This is a genomic window from Lyngbya sp. CCAP 1446/10 (assembly GCF_026130175.1).
Classification (GTDB): domain Bacteria; phylum Cyanobacteriota; class Cyanobacteriia; order Cyanobacteriales; family Microcoleaceae; genus Microcoleus.
Genome location: NZ_JAIGNI010000137.1, coordinates 1 through 1,009, shown reverse-complemented (window position 1 = coordinate 1,009; position 1,009 = coordinate 1). Strand labels below are relative to the sequence as shown.

Sequence of the window (1,009 nt, the reverse complement as noted above, 5' to 3'; positions counted from 1 at the left end):
AAATCACAAAACTTGATTGTGTGAGTTATAAAATTATCCTATGTATTCAATTACTGTAATTAAATTTCACTACATATTTATTACTACCCCGTCAATAAATTGGCAGTATCTTGAAACCGTTCCATAGAACGGGAACCTGCACTAATTTTTCTTTTGGTGACGGCTAAACGTAACGTTCGTTCTGCTAAATTATTATCAGGCGGTATTTCTGGATGGTCTAAAAAATACCACCATTGATCAGCTTTCTTCCTCAAGGAGCGTAAAAGTTTCCCGGCTTCCCCTCCGGCTAGCTCAATCCATGAATTAATCGTAAATTCAACTTTTGGTTTAAACTGGGACGTCCAACTCAAGAATTCATCAAGGCTTTGGGAAAGTTGGAATAAAGCATAGTTTTTCAAACCCTCATCTATCAGGCTAATAAATTTTTCTCCAATCTCCTGGTTATTTAAGCCAGGAAGCTTGATTAGTTTCTTGAAGTGACGGCGTAAATGAGCCAGACATTTTTGTTGAGCTTTGACAGCATAACCATTATAGGCGCTATAGTCATCTGAACTAAGTACACCTTCGTAGCAAGAACCCAAAATAGATTCTAATTCCGCACGAGAGCGAGTATCAGCAGCATGAAATAAAGCGAATTTGGTATTGGCAAAAATCCATAACCATTCTTTTACCCCTTTGATTGCCCAAGGCGTTTCATCCGCATGGATATTGGGCTGGGTTTGTTTGACCCACTGTTTGAGCTGGTCAATACTTTGAGTCACTGCGCCATTTATTCTTTCATTGGTGGCTACTAAAGTTCCCACTCCTATTTCTATTTTTCCCAGTTCCCACAACAGTTCTTGTTGTTTTTCGTAGGATAAATGTCCGTAATTATTTATCCATCCTAAGTTCTGGAGTTTAGACTAAAAAACGATCGCATCTAAAAGTAGCTGCCTTGGAAGATCCGGCAAGCTGTTGCTCAAAAACTCAAGAGAGAGAAGGTTAAATAGCCAATCTTGAAGACTTTTTG

The 1,009-nt window shown here is 38.7% G+C and carries 1 pseudogene; it reads right to left on the bottom strand.

The features are described 5' to 3' along the window. Positions 1-89: 89 nt before the first annotated feature. Positions 90-887 (bottom strand): annotated as a pseudogene (locus tag K4039_RS26635) (IS66 family transposase); the annotation flags it as partial. Positions 888-1,009 lie beyond the last annotated feature (122 nt).